The sequence below is a fragment of the Novosphingobium sp. ZW T3_23 genome, assembly GCF_044987305.1.
Classification (GTDB): Bacteria; Pseudomonadota; Alphaproteobacteria; order Sphingomonadales; family Sphingomonadaceae; genus Novosphingobium.
The window spans coordinates 24,106-39,606 of the sequence record NZ_JBJDRF010000047.1 but is presented as its reverse complement, the minus strand read 5'-3'; the positions used below and the strand labels follow the sequence as shown (position 1 = coordinate 39,606).

The window sequence follows — 15,501 nt, the reverse complement described above, 5'->3', positions numbered from 1 at the left end:
CGCGTTGGCGCCGACTTCCTCTCGGGCGTATCGGGCGCCACTTCCACGCAAGGCAAGGGTCAGCCTGCGGCCGCGCTCGGCCCGGCGGCGGTGTCGGCGCTGAACGGCGCGATCAGCCGCCAGCTCAAGCCGCATTGGGCGGCTCCGCAGGGCGCCGACGCGGAACTGCTGGTGACCACCGTGCGCTTCCGCCTCAACAAGGACGGCAGCCTCGACGGCGATCCGCAAGTCCTGCGCACGACCGGCCAGAACGATGCCAATTCGGCGCAAGTCAAGCGCCACCAGGAACAGGCGATCCGCGCCGTGAAGCTTGCGGCGCCGTTCAATCTGCCGGAAGACCTCTACAACGGTTGGAAGGTCATCACGACCAACTTCGACAGAAGGCTATCGCAATGAAGAAGATCATCCACATCGCTGCATTTGGCCTGCTGCTTTCCGGTTCCGCGGCAGCACTGGCGCAGAGCGCTCCGCCCGCGCAACCCATGCCGGAGGCGGCTCCCGCCGCTCCTGCCGCCCCCGTCGACGAGGACGGCGGCCTCCAGGTGACCGTCTCGGACGACAGCGACTGGCAGGATCTCGGCATCGCCATCACCACTTTCGCCACCGATGCCGACGTGCCCACCGGCACCAATGCGGGCTCCACCGCCGCGCTTGGCCGCGCGCTGTCGCAAGTGGTGGCCGCAGACCTCAAGAACAACGGCCTGTTCAAGCCCTCGGGCCCGGACGGCCTGCCGCAGCCTGCCTATTCGCAGGTCCAAACGCCGGACTTCCCGGTGTGGTCGGCCCGCGCCGCCAACATGCTGGTACAGGGCTACGTCCGCGCGGGCAGCGGCGGCCAGATCACGGTCGGTTGCTATCTCTACGACGTCGCGCTCAAGCAGCAGCTGGTTAAGGGCGGCTGGCAGGTGCCGCCGTCCGACTGGCGCCGCGCCGCGCACAAGTGCGCCGACATGGTCTATTCGCGCCTCTCCGGCGAAAGCCCGTTCTTCGATTCCAAGATCGCCTATATCGCCGAGACCGGTCCCAAGGACCACCGCATGAAGCGCCTGGCGATCATGGATTCGGACGGCGCCAACCACCGCTACCTGACCAGCGGGCAGTCGACTGCGCTGACCCCGCGCTATTCGCCGGACTATTCGAAGATCCTCTATCTGTCCTACCTCAACGGTCAGCCGAGCATCTACGTCTACGACCTTGGCAGCAACACGCAGAAGCTGATCGCGCGCACCGGCAACCCGACCATGGCGCCGCGCTGGTCGCCGGACGGCAAGTGGGTGCTTTACTCGATGGCCTCGGGCGGTAATACCGACATCTATCGCATCTCGTCGGCGGGCGGCGGCACTCCGCAGCGCCTCACCAATACGCCGGGCATCTCGATCGGCGGCTCCTACTCGCCGGACGGCAGCCAGATCGTGTTCGAGAGCGACCGCTCGGGCAACCAGCAGATCTACGTGATGAGCGCAGACGGTTCGAACCAGCGCCGCATCAGCTTCTTCGGCGGCCGCGCGGCAACCCCCGAATGGAGCCCGCGCGGAGACCAGATCGCCTTCACGCATGTGGTGGGCAACCTGCGCATCGCCGTCATGAGCCCCAGCGGCGGCGGCATGCGCCACCTTACGGATTCGTGGCAGGACGAAGCGCCCACCTGGTCGCCGAACGGCCGCATCATCCAGTTCTTCCGCACCGCCAAGGGTGCGGGCACGGCCTCGATCTGGCAAGTGGACCTAACCGGCCGCAACGAGCGCAAACTGCCTACGCCGGTCGGCGCCTCGGACCCGGCATGGGGTCCGGTTCGCCCCTGACGCTGCCGCTTTAAACTCCCTTCATCTGCCGCCTGAAACGGAACGTCTCTGAAACGAGACCTCCGTTCAGGTTGACAGCTCCCTGAATTACACGGAACCTCAACAAACGTAGGCCATTTATAATTGGCTGCGCACCATAGGAGATTGCCTCATGCCTGCCCTCATGTACCCCCGTCATGTGAAGACCGGATCGACAATGCTCCTCATCGCCGGGGCTCTTGCCATGTCGGCATGTGCGTCGAAGGCCCCGAAGGAACTGCCGCCCGAGCCGGGCCCGGCCACCACCGCGCCGACCACCCCGCCGCCGAGCGGCCCGCAGCCGGGCAGCCAGGCCGATTTCGTCGCCCGGATGATGGGTTCGGACACCATCTACTTCCAGCTGAACGAAGATAGCATCGACGCCACCGACCAGGCTGCGCTGTCGAAGCAGGCGCAGTGGCTGCAGCAGTACCCCAGCAAGCGCGCCACGGTGGAAGGCCATGCCGACGAACGCGGCACCCGCGAATACAACCTCGCGCTGGGCGAGCGCCGTGCCAATGCGGCCAAGAACTACCTCGTCAGCCTCGGCATCGATGCCTCGCGCATCAACACCGTAAGCTACGGCAAGGAGCGCCCGATCGCCCTGGGTTCGGACGAAGCGTCGTGGGCGCAGAACCGCCGCGCGGTGACTGTCACGATCGACTGATCGGACGGCCCGTCCCATTTTTCGAAAGACCCGGTTCGCGATGGCGAGCCGGGCCTTTTGCATGGGGCTGCTGCCATCTGCACTTGCATTGGCTTCCTCAGGGCAGGTATCGCCCGTCGAATGAGTCGCGCAGGTCGATCGATGGACTGGGGTTTCCCGCGCTGGCGCAGCTATGGCAGCTCGCGCGAGGCTGCGGAGGTGCGCCTCTGCGACCGGCACGGCTGCACCGAACCCGGCAACTGCCCCGCTCCCAAAAGCCCCAACAGCCCGGATCGCTGGTATTTCTGCCAGAAGCATGCCGCGGAATACAACGCGGGATGGGACTATTTCGCCGGTCTCGATGCCGAGGAAGCGGCGCGCCGGGAATCGGATGAGCAGGCTGAGAGCGCGGGCTACAAGGAATCGGCGCATTACGGTTGGGCGGGTTCGGGAGACGGCACCCGCAGCCGCGACGAGTTGCGTGCGCTGGAGGCGCTGGGGCTTGACCCCGATGCCGAGTTCGACGCGGTGCGCAAGGCGTGGCGCACGAAGGCGAAGGAAGTCCATCCGGACGTGAAGCCGGGCGATCCGGAAGCGGCCAAGGCGTTCCAGACCTATCAGCTGGCCTACGAAGTCCTGCGCGCGGCCGAGGAACGCCGCGAGTGGAAGGGCTGAGCGAACGTCGAGGATAACGTCGTCCCGGACTTGATCCGGGACCGCTGGCCGTGAACGGCCTAGCTCTCGGCAGGGCGCCCTTTCGCAAGCTTTCGCCTGAAGAATTGCCAGCGGTCCCGGATCAAGTCCGGGACGACGGCTATCTCAACTCTACTCGCAGCCTCCAAACACAAAGGGCGCGCCTTGCGGCGCGCCCTTCGCGTTTTACCATTGCGTGACGTGCAGTCGCTTACTTCGGCGAGAGCACCATCAGCATCTGGCGGCCTTCCATGCGCGGATAGGCTTCGATCTTGGCGATATCCGCCACGTCTTCCTGCACGCGGCGCAGCAGGTTCATGCCCAGCTGCTGGTGCGAAAGCTCGCGCCCGCGGAAACGCAGGGTGACCTTGACCTTGTCCCCGTCACCGATGAAGCGGACCACGTTACGCATCTTGGTATCGTAGTCGTGATCGTCGATGTTCGGACGCATTTTGATCTCCTTGATCTCCTGCGTCTTCTGGGTCTTGCGCGCGGCATTGGCCTTTTTCTGGGCCTCGTACCGGAACTTGCCAACATCCAGGAACTTGCACACCGGCGGATCCGCGTTGGGCGAGACTTCGACCAGGTCAAGGCCGACTTCGGCCGCCTGCTCGATCGCCTGGCGCGTGTACATGACGCCGATATTCTCGCCGTCCTGGTCGATCACGCGGACCTTGTCCGACTGGATCATGTTATTGTAGCGCGGTCCGCTCTTGACCGGTGGCGTCATCATACGCCGGGGTGGGGGTGCTATAAGCGTTCTCCTGAATCGTTGCTGTCGCTAGGCGAGTGCGGGCGTCATTAATGCGAATCGCGCCTGCACGCAAAGCACGATTTCAGCAAATTCTACAGGACGCCCGAGCCGTGTGAAACGGCCACGACGCCATGTAGGTATTCAGGCGGCGGATCGCCAGAGGGGATAGCGCAGCAATTGGTCTTTGGCGGTGAGCAGGGCGTCGATCTGTCGGGCGGGTTGCAGCGCCTTCAGGATGGCCGGATCGGCGGCGTCCATGCCGCCGGTCAAGGCCCCGAAAGCCGGAAGAATCAGTCGGTTTCCGCTGTGGACCACGCAAGGCCGGGCAATTCTGCGACCCCGCGCCGTGACGATCAGACGGGGGTGGAAATGGCCGGACAGTTCCGGGCCGGTGGTGCCGGGGCGGGCTTCGTGGCGAAGCGCAATGCCGTTCACCTCGATCTCTTCCACGCGGGTGCCGCCCGCTTCGCTGCCCAGATGAGGATCGTGGTTGCCGGTGATCCACACCCAGTCCAGCGCGCGGGTGAGCGCGCCGAGCATGCCCGCGGCATGGGCGTCGAGCCGTTCCGTGCCCCTGCTGTCGTGAAAATTGTCCCCCAGGGCGAAGATTCGGCGGGCCCCGGTCTGCCGCACGGCCAGGGCGATTCGCTCCAGCGTCTCGCGGCTGTCGTAGGGCGGGAGCATCTGTCCGGTGCGGGCGAAGAAGCTGGCCTTTTCGAGGTGAAGATCGGCCACCAGCAGGGCCTGTTCGCGCGGCCAGTAGAGCGCGGCACCGCGTACCGTCCCGCCACCGGGCGGCGGCGCGATCAGCTGCAACTCCTCTGACTGGAACGAAAAGGGAACCATGGCTTTCCCTTGCCGCAGCCCGTCCGATTTGGCAAGCGCCGGGCGGAAGAGGAAATACGATGACCGATGGGCCGACCCAAGACTGGACTGCCGAAACTGCCCGCGCACGCGACTGGTTCGAGACGCTGCGCGACCGGATCTGTGCCGAGTTCGAGGCGATCGAACGCGAGGCCGGTTCTTCCGCTGCGTTCGAATATACCCCTTGGCAGCGTGCTGCCGTGGAGGGCGGTGAAGAGGGCGAGACCGGAGGCGGCACGCGCGGCCTGATGAAGGGCAAGGTCTTCGAGAAGGTGGGCGTCAACGTATCCACCGTGGTCGGCGCGCTATCGAAGGATTTCGCGGGCACGATCAACGGCGCCTCGGCGGAGCGGAACGCCTTTTCCGCCACCGGCATCAGCCTCGTCGCGCACATGGCCAATCCGCATGTCCCCGCCGTGCACATGAACACCCGGTTCCTGACGACCACCAAGGCCTGGTTCGGCGGCGGCGCCGACCTCAACCCGCCGCTCCCCTATGACGAGGACACGGCCGAGTTCCACGCCGAACTCCAGGCGGCCTGCGATGCGCACGGTGCGGACTATTACGAGCGCTACAAGGCCTGGGCGGACGATTACTTCTACATCCCGCACCGCAAGGTCCATCGCGGGGTCGGCGGCATCTTCTACGATCACCTGGAGTGCGCCGACAAAGCCGCCTGGGAAGAGAACTTCGCCTTCACCCGCGCCGTGGGCGAGGCGTTCCTTGCCGTGTTTCCCCGCCTCGTGCGGCGCCGGATGGGCATGGCCTTCACGCCGCAGGACAAGGCCCAGCAACTCGAATGGCGCGGCCGCTATGCCGAATTCAACCTGGTCTACGATCGCGGCACCCTGTTCGGTCTGAAGACAGGCGGCAACATCGATGCGATACTGATGAGCCTGCCGCCGGAAGCGACCTGGTCTTGAGATTATCTTTGCCGTCTGGGCAAAGATGAAAGGCTTCGCGAGGTTCTAATCGGCGAGCATCCTGGCGCTTATCTCAGGCGACGATTCCACATTTGGAAAGGATTGCATCCATGGATCTCAAGATTGCCGGAAAGACCGCGCTCGTTACCGGATCGACTGCCGGCATCGGCCTTGCCATCGCCGCGAAGCTGGCGGACGAGGGCGCCGAAGTCGTTGTCACCGGCCGCAACCAGGCCAAGCTCGATGCGGCAGTGCAGACGGTCGGCCAGCTGGGCAAGGTTCGCGGCGTGCTTGCGGACCCGGTCAGCGCCGAGGGCGCGCGGACGTTGATCGAGGCGGTCCCGCAGGTCGACATCCTCGTCAACAACCTGGGCATCTACGAGGCGCGGCCCTTCGTCGAGATCACCGACGAGGAATGGCGCGATATCTTCGAGGTCAATGTCCTCAGCGGCATCCGCCTCTCGCGCTACTACTTCAAGGGCATGCTGGAGCGCGATGCGGGCCGGGTGATCTTCATTTCCAGCGAAAGCGGGCTGATGACGCCCGGCGAAATGGTCCATTACGGCATGACCAAGACGGCGCAGCTTGCCGTGGCGCGCGGGATGGCCGACGCCACGCGCGGCACCAGGGTGACGGTGAACTCGGTGCTGCCGGGCCCGACGCGCTCGGAAGGGATCGTCGAATTCATCCGCTCGGTGGTGGAGAACAAGGACGCGTCCGAAGCCGAGCGTGAGGCGGAATTCTTCGAGAAACTGCGCCCGCTCTCGCTGATCCGCCGCCTTATCGAGGCAGACGAGGTGGCGGCCATGGTCGCTTTCCTGGCAAGCCCGCTGGCGTCCGCCACCAATGGCGCGGCAGTGCGGGCCGAAGGCGGAATCCTGCCGACGATCGCCTGATCCCGGAAGGGCTGTCCGTGACGCGGTCTGACCCACCTCCAGCGCACTCCATCGGGATAGCCGAAGCCATGCCTCGGTAATTGCCCCGATGGAGCCGCGCGGCTCCTGCACACATGATCGGCCTTGGTGCTGCCCCGGCGGCCACGAAGAGGAGGTGAATCGTGCAGGATCAATCGTGGAAAGTCTTCACCGGCGCCAGCTTCCTGCTGCTCATCTGCGCCGTGGTGCCGCGGGCCTGGAGCCAGGATCCCGCAACGTCGGTCTCCTCGGAAGCGGATACGCGCGACCGGGCGGTTGCGGCCTGCATGGCCGAAGCGAAGGCGCGGGGCGCCAAGCTGGGCGCGGTGGACGTGGAAATGCGTCAGGTGGAGGACACCGACAAGAAAAGCGACGGCCGCGCCTCGGTGCGGGCGCTGGTCGATGTGGTGCTGCGCAAGAAGGACGGGTCCACCAAGACCGAGAAGAAGACCTTCAAGTGCGACACCCGCAACGGGGTTATCACTGCGTTCAAGTATTACTGAGGGCGGATATCACCGAGGGCGGATATCACCGAGAGCGGCCTGGCCGGCTCCAGCATCTGGAGGAACCGATGGTTGCGGCGGCGATTGGCGGCGCCCAGCGCTTCGATGTCCAGCGGCTGGAACAGCTCCACGCCGAACAGATGGTCCTCCACCCAGCGGACGCGGGCGACATGCTCGATGTTATCGGGCAGGCGGATGCAGACGATCTGGTCCGGGAGCGGCATGGTCTTCAGCGCATGGCCTCTGGCCGCCAGGCACATGCGGCGCGGGGAGACATTGCGGACGATCAGGCGCTGCTCGGGCATCGTATCGCGCAGCAGGCTGGCGCCGATCAGCGTTCGCTTTCGCGGCGCGCGAGGGTGAATGCCGCAGGCGGGCAGTAGCTCCGCCTCGATCAGTTCCGAATCGGTCATCCTTTCGGCACATTGGCCCAGCAGTCTGGCGTAGACCGCCGTTTCCCTGTCGCCCGTCATCTGCGCCTCCTCTGCCGTGGAGCGAACGACGCCACCCGCCCTTGGAGGAGGGCATGGCGCGGCTTCGCGGCAAGGTTTGCCGGACACGGGTTCCCGCTGGATTAAGCCGCGACTGCGGGAATTTCCGATCGAAACGATTTTATCGAGACCAGCGCATTTGCGGTGGTGCGGATGTCACAGTTTCGTTGCATAATCTGCATGTGAAGACTCGGCCTCTTGCCGCGCCGTTAAAAATCCTGACATGAAGCTCGGGAATGTTGCGCCAATACGAACTTGTCGAACGCGTGAAGGAATACGCGCCCCAGGCCGATGAGGCCCTGCTCAACCGTGCCTATGTCTATACCGTGCAGAAGCACGGTACGCAGAAGCGCGCTTCGGGCGATCCCTACTTCAGCCATCCGGTGGAAGTGGCAGGGTTGATGACCGAGCTGAAGCTCGACCAGCAGACCATCATCACCGCGTTGCTCCACGATACCGTGGAAGACACGCTGGCGACGATCGACGAGATCGAGAAACTGTTCGGCCCCGACGTCGCGCGGCTGGTGGACGGCGTCACCAAGCTCTCCAAGATCGAGGTGATGACCGAGAACGAGCGTGCGGCGGAGAACCTGCGCAAGTTCCTGCTGGCGATGAGCGAGGACTTGCGCGTCCTCCTCGTGAAGCTGGCGGATCGGCTGCACAACATGCGCACCCTCCATTACATCAAGAAGGAGGACAAGCGCCGCCGCATCGCCCGCGAAACCATGGATATCTACGCGCCGCTCGCCGAGCGCGTGGGCATGTACGAATATATGCGCGAGATGCAGATGCTCGCCTTCGAGCAACTGGAGCCCGAGGGCTACGCCACCATCACCGGCCGTCTGGCGCAGATCCGCAGCGAGGAGGGCGGGCAGGTCGATGCCATCGCGCTATCGATCAAGCAGGCCCTGGCCGAGGCGGGCCTCAACGTCGAGGTTTCGGGGCGCGAGAAGCATCCCTACTCGATCTGGCGGAAGATGGCCGAGCGTCACGTCACGTTCGAGCAGATCACCGACATCATGGCGTTCCGTGTCCTGACCGACAATGTGGACGAGTGCTACAAGGCGCTCGGCGTGCTGCACCAGACCTGGCAGATGATACCGGGGCGCTTCAAGGACTACATCTCGACGCCCAAGTCGAACGGCTACCAGTCGCTGCACACCGCGCTCATCTTCGAGCGCTCGATGCGGATGGAAGTGCAGATCCGCACGCGCGACATGCACCGCACCAACGAATTCGGCCTCGCCGCGCACTGGGCCTACAAGCAGGGCGGCGGCACCCGGCCCGATGGGCAAGTGGGCTGGCTGCGCGATCTGATCGAGATCGTGGACGCCAGCCACGATGCCGAGGAGCTTCTCGAAAACACCAAGATGGCGATCTACCAGGACCGCATCTTCGCCTTCACGCCCAAGGGCGCGCTGTTCCAGCTGCCCAAGGGATCGACGGCGGTGGACTTCGCCTATGCCGTCCACACCAAGCTGGGCAACGCCACGGTGGGCGCGAAGATCAACGGCCGCCACATCCCGCTGCGCACGCAACTGGCCAACGGCGACGTGGTGGAGATCATCAAGAGCCCCACGTCCGAACCGCAGCTTTCCTGGCTGGGCTTCGTCATCACCGGCAAGGCGCGCGCTTCCATCCGCCGCGCCGTCCGCGCCAAGGAGCGGCAGGAAGTGGCCGAGATCGGCGCCAAGCTGCTTGACGAGATCGTCGGCCGCCTGCCGGGCCGCATCGGCAAGAAGGCCATCGACGGCGCCATCCAGCGGCTGGACATGCGCGACGAGGAAGACCTGATGTTCGCCATCGGCTCGGCTCGGCTCACCGACCGCCAGGTCATGGAAGCGCTGGTGCCGGGCAGCACGGCGGAGCTTCCCGACGATAGCGATTGGGCGCATGCCGAGCGGGCGATATCGATTCGCGGACTGACGCCCGGCGTCGGTTTCGAACTGGGCGAATGCTGCCATCCGGTACCCGGAGACCGGATCGTCGGCATCCGGCGGCCCGATCACAAGGTGGAAGTCCACGCGATCGACTGCCTGACGCTGGCCAATGGCGCCGATGTCGATTGGCTCGACCTCTCTTGGGGGGAACGCACCACCGGTGCGGTAGGACGGCTCAGCCTCGTGCTCTACAACCGCCCCGGCACGCTTGCGGAAGTGACGCAGATCCTGGCGTCCAACCGGGCGAACGTCACCAACCTCCAGATGGTCCACCGCGACGAGCCCTTCGGCACTTACGAGGCCGACCTGGAAGTGACCGATCTTGCCCACCTGACCCGTATCGTCAGCGCCCTGCGCGCCAGCGAGGCGGTGGCTGAAGCCTCGCGAATCTGACCTGGGGGAGGTCAGTACTCCAGGCTGACCTCCACTTCGTCGCCTTCCGCCAGCCCCTCGGCGCGGCGGACGCTGGCCTTTACCGGCAGCAGCCAAACCTGCCCGTTGCTCCCGCCATCGGACTTGCTCGGAAACACCGATGTCGCAAAGCTGGTGGCACCGATCCGGGCCTTGACCTTCAGCGAGCCGAAGCCGCGGGCCGTGCCCTCCAGCTTGCGCATCACCGCGGTGCCCGACAGCGCCTCTCCTGCCGCGCCGTCGATGGTGAGGAAATGCCAGGTGCCGCTGCCCGAACCGCCCGTCCAGCGCCAGAGGCGGCCGGTGTGATCGATTCGCTCTGCCAGCGTCACTGCGCCACCTCGCGGATCGGCACCGGCACGTTGCAGACGTCGATGCCACCGGCGGGCTGGACGTAGAACGCATCCTTCCGATTGGCGCGCTTGTCGACATAGGCGGAGAAGCTGTCGCTGTCGGTCGAAAGATACTGGTAGCCCGGAAGCCCTGTGACTTCGTTGCCCATGCGGACCGAGCGAATCGCCACGCGCTCTTGCGGAGACTTGTAGAAGCCGATGTCCCCCGTGCCGCGCGGCAGGGCCGAAAGGTTCTCGATCCCAGAGATCACCCGCCCGACGATCGCCACGTTGCGATCCAGCTGGCGCGGAGCATGGCCGATCACCGCGTAGAGTTCGGCTCCCGTGCCGGTATCGGGCGAATTGTTGCGGCCGACACCGACCATGCCGTAGCAGTGGGTGGGCCAGAGTCGCCTTTGCTCTTTTTCCGGAAAGACGGGTTGGTCTTCGCCAATGGGCGCCAAAGCAGCTTCGCCTTGGCGGCCCCCCATCGCGACGGGCCAGCCATCAAGGATCATCGTACTGTCAGCATAGGCATCACGGTCCCACATGACAGGCTTGGCGAATTTCCTTACCCCATCCCCGAAGACGAGGTCGAACCGCGCACTTCGCAAGTCGCGAGCCTTGCCGAGATCCCCGACGACGGTCTTCAGCTTGGCCGCATAGTCTTCCTCGGGAACACGCTCCAGACCGGCGGGCAGCGGCTTGGCCTTCTTCGGGTTCTCTCCCTCGGGATCGCCCCATTGCACGACGTAGTTGTCCTGGACCCGCACCACGGCGATACCATCGTACCAGCGCGCGGCGACCAGCTTGCGGATGTTCCCCACCCAGCCTTGCGAGAACGGCGCCGGGATCAGCTGGATGACCACCCGCCGAGGCTTGCCGTCCGCGCCGGGAGCAAGGTCCATCACCAGAAGATCGGAAGGGGCGATCTGCTTCCAGTCCGCCGCCGGCGCCGCCGCGACGATATCGTTCGGAGTGCGCGCGGCGGGCGCGTTCGCCGCCATGACGGGAGAGGCCAAAAGGGTGGAAACCGCGAAGGCGGAAAAGAATTTTCGCATCGAGAGCGTGATGGCACGTCGAGACGGCTTGCGAAACCCTTCAACGCAGGCTAGGGCGCCCGCCTTACCAGTGCATGCGGAGCGGTGGCCGAGTGGTCGAAGGCGCTCGCCTGGAAAGTGAGTATACGTCAAAAGCGTATCGAGGGTTCGAATCCCTCCCGCTCCGCCATCTGATCTCCTCGAAGTCAGCACCCTGCCGTCGGTCAAGCGCCAAGGCGCACCGCTTCGGTTCGCAATGTCCCGGTCCGGGGCGGCAAATCTTTCTATCGACATCGATAATGGGTCGAAATTGGAGGAGCCGGGGGTTATTTGTCGGGAGTGGGTAGCAGCAATCTCCGACGAACGATTCTGGGCGCGATTCTGGCGGGCCTTTTCTATTTCGTCCTCGCGGGCATCGCGCTGCAGTTGACAAGAGGCGCAGACGGCGTGGCCACGGTCTGGCCGCCGAGCGGGGTTGCCGTCGCCGCGCTCCTGCTCGCGAAGCCCGGGCAGCGGCGATGGGTGCTGGTTGCCCTCGCTATCGCCAGCTTCATCGCCAACTGCATCTGGATTGGGCGGGTCGGACCCGCGCTGGGCCATACCGCTGCAAACGTGGTGGAAGCTCTGGTGGCGTTCGGGGTCATGCGGGACATCCAGCGCAGGAACGATTCGTTTTTCCATATCGCCGCCATTGCGCGCTTCTGCTTTGCGGCCGTGTTCGCTGCTTTTACCAGCGCCACGATCGCCAGCGTGCTGGCGGGGGGCGGAAGCGGCCATATGTTCATGTCCTGGCTGACGACGACGACACTGGGCATCCTTATCGTCGTGCCGCTTATCATGAACTTCATGCATCCCGGGACCAGCGGGCCGCCACGCAATGCGGCGCAGCTCGGACGCACGGCCCTGGTGCTTGCCATGGTTGCGGTCGTGGCCGCCGGCGCATTCACCCAGTCCGCCTTTCCTTTGCTTTTCCTGCCTCTGCTGAGCGTCCTGTTCGCCACCTATTTTCTAGGTGCGACGGGCGCGACATGCAGCATCCTGATCATCGCGGCGATCGGCTCGGTCGCGATCTGGCAGGATCGCGGGTCGATCAGCCTGCAGGATGCCGGCACCGAAGTGGAAGTGCTGTTCTTCCAGTTCTACCTCTTCACGCTGCTGGTATCCGCACTGCCGCTGGCGGCGATGATCGCGATGCGCGATCGCAGCTTTGCCGAAGTGGAGCGGGGCAAGCGCTGGCTGGAAATGTCGGAAAGCATTGCCAAAGTCGGCCACTGGCGGCTCGAACTGGCGGAGCAGCGCCTGTTCTGGTCGGGGGAAGTGTTCCGCATCCATGGCATGGAGCCGGCCGGCCAGCCCGGCCTGGACGTGGCGGTGAACTTCTACCATCCGGAAGATCGGTCGCTGGTGGAAGGCACGCTGGCGCAATGCCTCGAAACGCTCAAGCCGATCGACTTCGAGGCGCGGATCGTTCGCACGGATGGCGAGATCCGCTACGTCTACAGTTGCAGCGAAGTCGAACTGCGAGAGGACGGCAAGCCGGGGGCGATCTTCGGAATCTTTCAGGATGTCACCAATCGTGTCCTGGCGACGATGGAGCTGGCCAGTGCCCGCGCCCGAGCGGAAGCGCGCGCGGACGAGGCGATCCACCTTGCGGAGACCGATTCGCTGACCGAGATCGCCAATCGTCGCAAGGTTCTGGCGTTCCTCGATGACGAGATCGCCGTTTCCGGCACGACGGGCGGTCCGCTGGCCGTGGCGGTGCTGGACATCGACCGCTTCAAGCAGATCAACGACCGTTTCGGGCACGCAGTGGGCGACCAGGTGATCCGCCGCGTTGCGCAGGCCTGTGCGCTCGCCACGCGCGGGTCCGATCTGGCCGGCCGGATCGGGGGAGAGGAGTTCCTGATCGTGCTGCCTTCGACCAGTGCGGAGATGGCGTTCGCGGTGGCCGAACGCGTCCGCGGCATGGTGGAGGCGATCGACTGGGAGCCGCTCGATCTGGCGAAGGTCACGGTGAGCATCGGCCTTGCCTCGCTGGGGGAGGGCATGGATCGGCAGGAACTCATGGCCCGCGCGGACAGAGCCTTGTACCAGGCCAAGCACGACGGCCGGAATCTCTTGCGGCAAACCGGCTGAAAATCTTCGGATCGGCGGGTCGGGGCGGGGCTGCGGTGGATCGCGGAGCGCTTTGCCGAAGCGGTTGTTAACCATTGTGTGCAATGGTTTGCCCGCCACCCAAGCGAGCCACATGACCTTTCCAGACGTCGATACCCTCCGCCTTTGCAGCATCTTGTCTTCGAGCGCTTTCGGCCTCGTGTTCGGCGTGCTGTGGCTGCGGGATCGGGCGGCGTCCCACTACGCCTTTTGGGCGTCGTCTTCGCTGCTCTATGTCGCCGTGCTCTATGCATTCACGGCAGTGCCGCGAGGGGAGCCGACGGGCCTGGCCCTGATCTATGCCGCGCTGGGCTTGACCAACGCACTGCCGGTCGCGGGCGCCTTGGCACTCGACGGCGGGCAGGCGTGGCGGCGCTGGATGATCGTACCCGTGGTCGGCCCGGTGCTCGGGCACGCCTTGCCCGGTGCGCTGGATGCGCTGGGATGGATCGCGCGGCCGGATCGCTGGCAAAGCGCCGGGGATGCGGCGGGACTGGCGCTTTCGATGGGCCTGTCCGGCTTCGTCCTGGCCTTCGGGAAAGGCGCGCAGCATTCGGCGGGAAGGCGGCTCGCCGGACTGGCGATGCTGGCTTACCTGCCCGGCTACTTCCTCTCGATCGCCGGTGCATTCCTCGACCTGCCGGGCAAGGACGTGGTGGCGCTGCTGGCCTTGCTGTCGGACCAGCTGCTGCTGGGCGTGCTGAATCTGGCCCTGCTGGCGATCCCGGTGGAGCAAGTGCAGCGCCGGTTGCGTGCCGCGGCCTTGCGCGACCCCCTTACCGGCTGCTGGAACCGGGCCGGACTGGAACAGGTGGCGGAGCGTTTCCTCTTGCCCGGCGCGGCGGTGATCGCAATCGACGTGGATCATTTCAAGGCGATCAACGACCGCCATGGACATGCGGTGGGAGACGGCGTGCTCATGGCTCTTGGCCGGGAGGCGAAGGCATTGGCCAATGGCGAAGGCGGCTATGCGGCGCGCCTCGGCGGGGATGAATTCCTTGTGCTGCTGCCCGTCGCGTGCCGGGATCCGGCACGGTTCATGGACAGCCTGCGCGACCGCCTGGAAGCCAGCGCGGCCCTGGCCGATCTCTGGAGCGTGAGCATGGGCCTGGCCGCCGTGGAGGCGGACGACCGGCGGATCGACGACGTGATCGTCCGCGCGGATCGTTCGCTTTACGAGGCCAAGGCGCGTCGCGGTCGCCCTGGCTGCTGATCGCCGTTCAGGGGCGCAGCACCCAGCCGCCGTCGACGTGGATGGTCTGCCCGCTGATCCACGCCCCCGCATCCGAACAAAGCAGCAGCGCGGTGCCGACCAGTTCGTCAGGCGCGCCGCGTGCGCGCAGGGCGCAGGTCATGTTGAGGAACTGGATGAACGGGGAATCGTCGGGCACCAGCATCTTGCCCGCGTCGGAGGTGACGTTGCCCGGCGCGATGGCGTTGCAGGTGATCCCATCCTTGCCGAATTGCTTGGCGAGCGAGGTGGTGAGGCCGACGAGGGCGAGCTTGGTGATGCCGTAGAGCCCGGTTGCCGGGAAGGCGCCGCCAGAGGTCTGGTTGACGATCCGGCCGCCGCCACGCTCCCGCATCGACGGAATCACCGCGCGGGCGCAGAGCAGCGCGCCGTTGAGGTTCACCGCGAAGGCCTTGTTCCAGGCGTCGAGCCCGATGGTTTCGCAATTGTCATAGCTGACGTCGACCATCAGTGCGGCATTGTTGATCAGGATATCGACGCCGCCGAAGGCTTCCTTCGCGGCGGCGCCCATGGCGAGGGTGGAGGCTTCGTCGGAAACGTCCACCTTCACGCCGACCGCCTTGCCGCCGGCCGCGACGATCTCGTCCGCCACCGCCTTGGCGCCGTCACCGTTGAGGTCCGCGACTACGATCGACGCGCCCGCATTGGCGAGGCCGAGCGCATAGGCGCGGCCGATGGAGTTGCCGCGTCCGCCGGCGCCGGTGACGACCGCCACCTTGCCGTCGAGGCGGAACTGGTCGAGTGAGAATGTCATTGCAGATGTC

General features: G+C 65.5%; 16 protein-coding genes and 1 tRNA gene. 11 read left to right on the top strand and 6 right to left on the bottom strand.

Features of this window, described 5'->3' with window-relative positions; genetic code table 11:
* The 4 genes from ACI3K3_RS19590 to ACI3K3_RS19575 form a co-directional block, all read left to right on the top strand.
* On the top strand, positions 1–396 hold a 396-nt coding region (locus tag ACI3K3_RS19590), incomplete at its 5' end, for a TonB C-terminal domain-containing protein (RefSeq protein ID WP_404916710.1).
* Entirely contained in the window at positions 393–1,802 is a 1,410-nt protein-coding gene (tolB, locus tag ACI3K3_RS19585) for a Tol-Pal system beta propeller repeat protein TolB (RefSeq protein WP_404916708.1), read from the top strand. The genes ACI3K3_RS19590 and tolB, both read left to right, overlap by 4 nt.
* A gap of 151 nt (positions 1,803–1,953) precedes the next feature.
* Positions 1,954–2,487 carry a peptidoglycan-associated lipoprotein Pal gene (gene pal, locus ACI3K3_RS19580; protein ID WP_404916706.1) on the top strand — a complete coding sequence of 178 codons (534 nt, stop codon included), beginning with the start codon at positions 1,954–1,956 and terminating at the stop codon, positions 2,485–2,487.
* Positions 2,488–2,607: 120 nt separating this feature from the next.
* The gene (locus ACI3K3_RS19575; RefSeq protein WP_313440325.1) at positions 2,608–3,141 is read left to right on the top strand and encodes a J domain-containing protein; all 534 of its coding nucleotides are present in this window, start codon (positions 2,608–2,610) and stop codon (positions 3,139–3,141) included.
* A gap of 229 nt (positions 3,142–3,370) precedes the next feature.
* Here the strand turns inward: ACI3K3_RS19575 and infC are convergent, their stop codons facing one another.
* Both infC and pdeM read right to left on the bottom strand, forming a co-directional pair.
* On the bottom strand, positions 3,371–3,892 hold the full coding sequence (gene infC, locus ACI3K3_RS19570; protein WP_404916704.1) for a translation initiation factor IF-3: 522 nt from the start codon (positions 3,890–3,892) through the stop codon (positions 3,371–3,373).
* A gap of 162 nt (positions 3,893–4,054) precedes the next feature.
* Positions 4,055–4,759: a ligase-associated DNA damage response endonuclease PdeM gene (pdeM, locus tag ACI3K3_RS19565; protein ID WP_404916702.1), complete on the bottom strand. Its 705-nt coding sequence runs from the start codon at positions 4,757–4,759 to the stop codon at positions 4,055–4,057.
* Between the two features lie 59 nt (positions 4,760–4,818).
* Between pdeM and hemF the strand changes: the two genes are divergently transcribed.
* The 3 genes from hemF to ACI3K3_RS19550 all read left to right on the top strand — a co-directional run bounded on the left by hemF (position 4,819) and on the right by ACI3K3_RS19550 (position 7,117).
* On the top strand, positions 4,819–5,700 hold the full coding sequence (hemF, locus tag ACI3K3_RS19560) for an oxygen-dependent coproporphyrinogen oxidase (RefSeq protein ID WP_404916700.1): 882 nt from the start codon (positions 4,819–4,821) through the stop codon (positions 5,698–5,700).
* Positions 5,701–5,810: 110 nt separating this feature from the next.
* Positions 5,811–6,596, top strand: coding sequence for an SDR family NAD(P)-dependent oxidoreductase (locus ACI3K3_RS19555; protein WP_404916698.1), 786 nt, complete (start codon positions 5,811–5,813; stop codon positions 6,594–6,596).
* Between the two features lie 161 nt (positions 6,597–6,757).
* Positions 6,758–7,117 carry a hypothetical protein gene (locus ACI3K3_RS19550; protein ID WP_404916696.1) on the top strand — a complete coding sequence of 120 codons (360 nt, stop codon included), beginning with the start codon at positions 6,758–6,760 and terminating at the stop codon, positions 7,115–7,117.
* On the opposite strand, the gene ACI3K3_RS19545 is transcribed toward ACI3K3_RS19550, so the two are convergent.
* Positions 7,111–7,590 carry a hypothetical protein gene (locus ACI3K3_RS19545; RefSeq protein ID WP_404916694.1) on the bottom strand — a complete coding sequence of 160 codons (480 nt, stop codon included), beginning with the start codon at positions 7,588–7,590 and terminating at the stop codon, positions 7,111–7,113. The two genes, ACI3K3_RS19550 and ACI3K3_RS19545, sit on opposite strands and share 7 nt — an antisense overlap.
* A 254-nt stretch (positions 7,591–7,844) precedes the next feature.
* Between ACI3K3_RS19545 and ACI3K3_RS19540 the strand changes: the two genes are divergently transcribed.
* A complete protein-coding gene (locus tag ACI3K3_RS19540) occupies positions 7,845–9,941 on the top strand; it encodes a RelA/SpoT family protein (protein WP_404916692.1) in 2,097 nt (698 codons plus the stop codon).
* A gap of 11 nt (positions 9,942–9,952) precedes the next feature.
* Here ACI3K3_RS19540 and ACI3K3_RS19535 read toward each other — a convergent pair whose 3' ends face one another.
* Positions 9,953–10,291 carry a DUF1905 domain-containing protein gene (locus ACI3K3_RS19535; RefSeq protein WP_404916690.1) on the bottom strand — a complete coding sequence of 113 codons (339 nt, stop codon included), beginning with the start codon at positions 10,289–10,291 and terminating at the stop codon, positions 9,953–9,955.
* On the bottom strand, positions 10,288–11,352 hold the full coding sequence (locus tag ACI3K3_RS19530; RefSeq protein WP_404916688.1) for a peptidylprolyl isomerase: 1,065 nt from the start codon (positions 11,350–11,352) through the stop codon (positions 10,288–10,290). Before ACI3K3_RS19530 ends, ACI3K3_RS19535 begins: the two co-directional genes overlap by 4 nt.
* Before the next feature lie 78 nt (positions 11,353–11,430).
* Here ACI3K3_RS19530 and ACI3K3_RS19525 point away from each other — a divergent pair.
* The 3 genes from ACI3K3_RS19525 (at position 11,431) to ACI3K3_RS19515 (ending at position 14,698) form a co-directional block, all read left to right on the top strand.
* Positions 11,431–11,521 (top strand) — tRNA-Ser (locus ACI3K3_RS19525).
* A 149-nt stretch (positions 11,522–11,670) separates the two neighbouring features.
* Complete coding sequence (locus ACI3K3_RS19520) at positions 11,671–13,467, top strand: diguanylate cyclase (protein ID WP_404916716.1); 1,797 nt, start codon at positions 11,671–11,673, stop codon at positions 13,465–13,467.
* Between the two features lie 154 nt (positions 13,468–13,621).
* Complete coding sequence (locus ACI3K3_RS19515) at positions 13,622–14,698, top strand: diguanylate cyclase (RefSeq protein ID WP_404916686.1); 1,077 nt, start codon at positions 13,622–13,624, stop codon at positions 14,696–14,698.
* 7 nt (positions 14,699–14,705) lie between these two features.
* Here the strand turns inward: ACI3K3_RS19515 and ACI3K3_RS19510 are convergent, their stop codons facing one another.
* Complete coding sequence (locus ACI3K3_RS19510; protein ID WP_404916684.1) at positions 14,706–15,491, bottom strand: SDR family oxidoreductase; 786 nt, start codon at positions 15,489–15,491, stop codon at positions 14,706–14,708.
* Positions 15,492–15,501 lie beyond the last annotated feature (10 nt).

Coding starts and splice junctions, on each gene's coding strand:
- infC (WP_404916704.1), bottom strand. CDS start 3,892: ATGATGACGCCACCGGTCAAGAGCGGACCGCGCTACAATAACATGATC.
- hemF (WP_404916700.1), top strand. CDS start 4,819: ATGACCGATGGGCCGACCCAAGACTGGACTGCCGAAACTGCCCGCGCA.
- ACI3K3_RS19555 (WP_404916698.1), top strand. CDS start 5,811: ATGGATCTCAAGATTGCCGGAAAGACCGCGCTCGTTACCGGATCGACT.
- pal (WP_404916706.1), top strand. CDS start 1,954: ATGCCTGCCCTCATGTACCCCCGTCATGTGAAGACCGGATCGACAATG.
- ACI3K3_RS19545 (WP_404916694.1), bottom strand. CDS start 7,590: ATGACGGGCGACAGGGAAACGGCGGTCTACGCCAGACTGCTGGGCCAA.
- ACI3K3_RS19530 (WP_404916688.1), bottom strand. CDS start 11,352: ATGCGAAAATTCTTTTCCGCCTTCGCGGTTTCCACCCTTTTGGCCTCT.
- pdeM (WP_404916702.1), bottom strand. CDS start 4,759: ATGGTTCCCTTTTCGTTCCAGTCAGAGGAGTTGCAGCTGATCGCGCCG.
- ACI3K3_RS19575 (WP_313440325.1), top strand. CDS start 2,608: ATGAGTCGCGCAGGTCGATCGATGGACTGGGGTTTCCCGCGCTGGCGC.
- ACI3K3_RS19540 (WP_404916692.1), top strand. CDS start 7,845: ATGTTGCGCCAATACGAACTTGTCGAACGCGTGAAGGAATACGCGCCC.
- ACI3K3_RS19510 (WP_404916684.1), bottom strand. CDS start 15,491: ATGACATTCTCACTCGACCAGTTCCGCCTCGACGGCAAGGTGGCGGTC.
- tolB (WP_404916708.1), top strand. CDS start 393: ATGAAGAAGATCATCCACATCGCTGCATTTGGCCTGCTGCTTTCCGGT.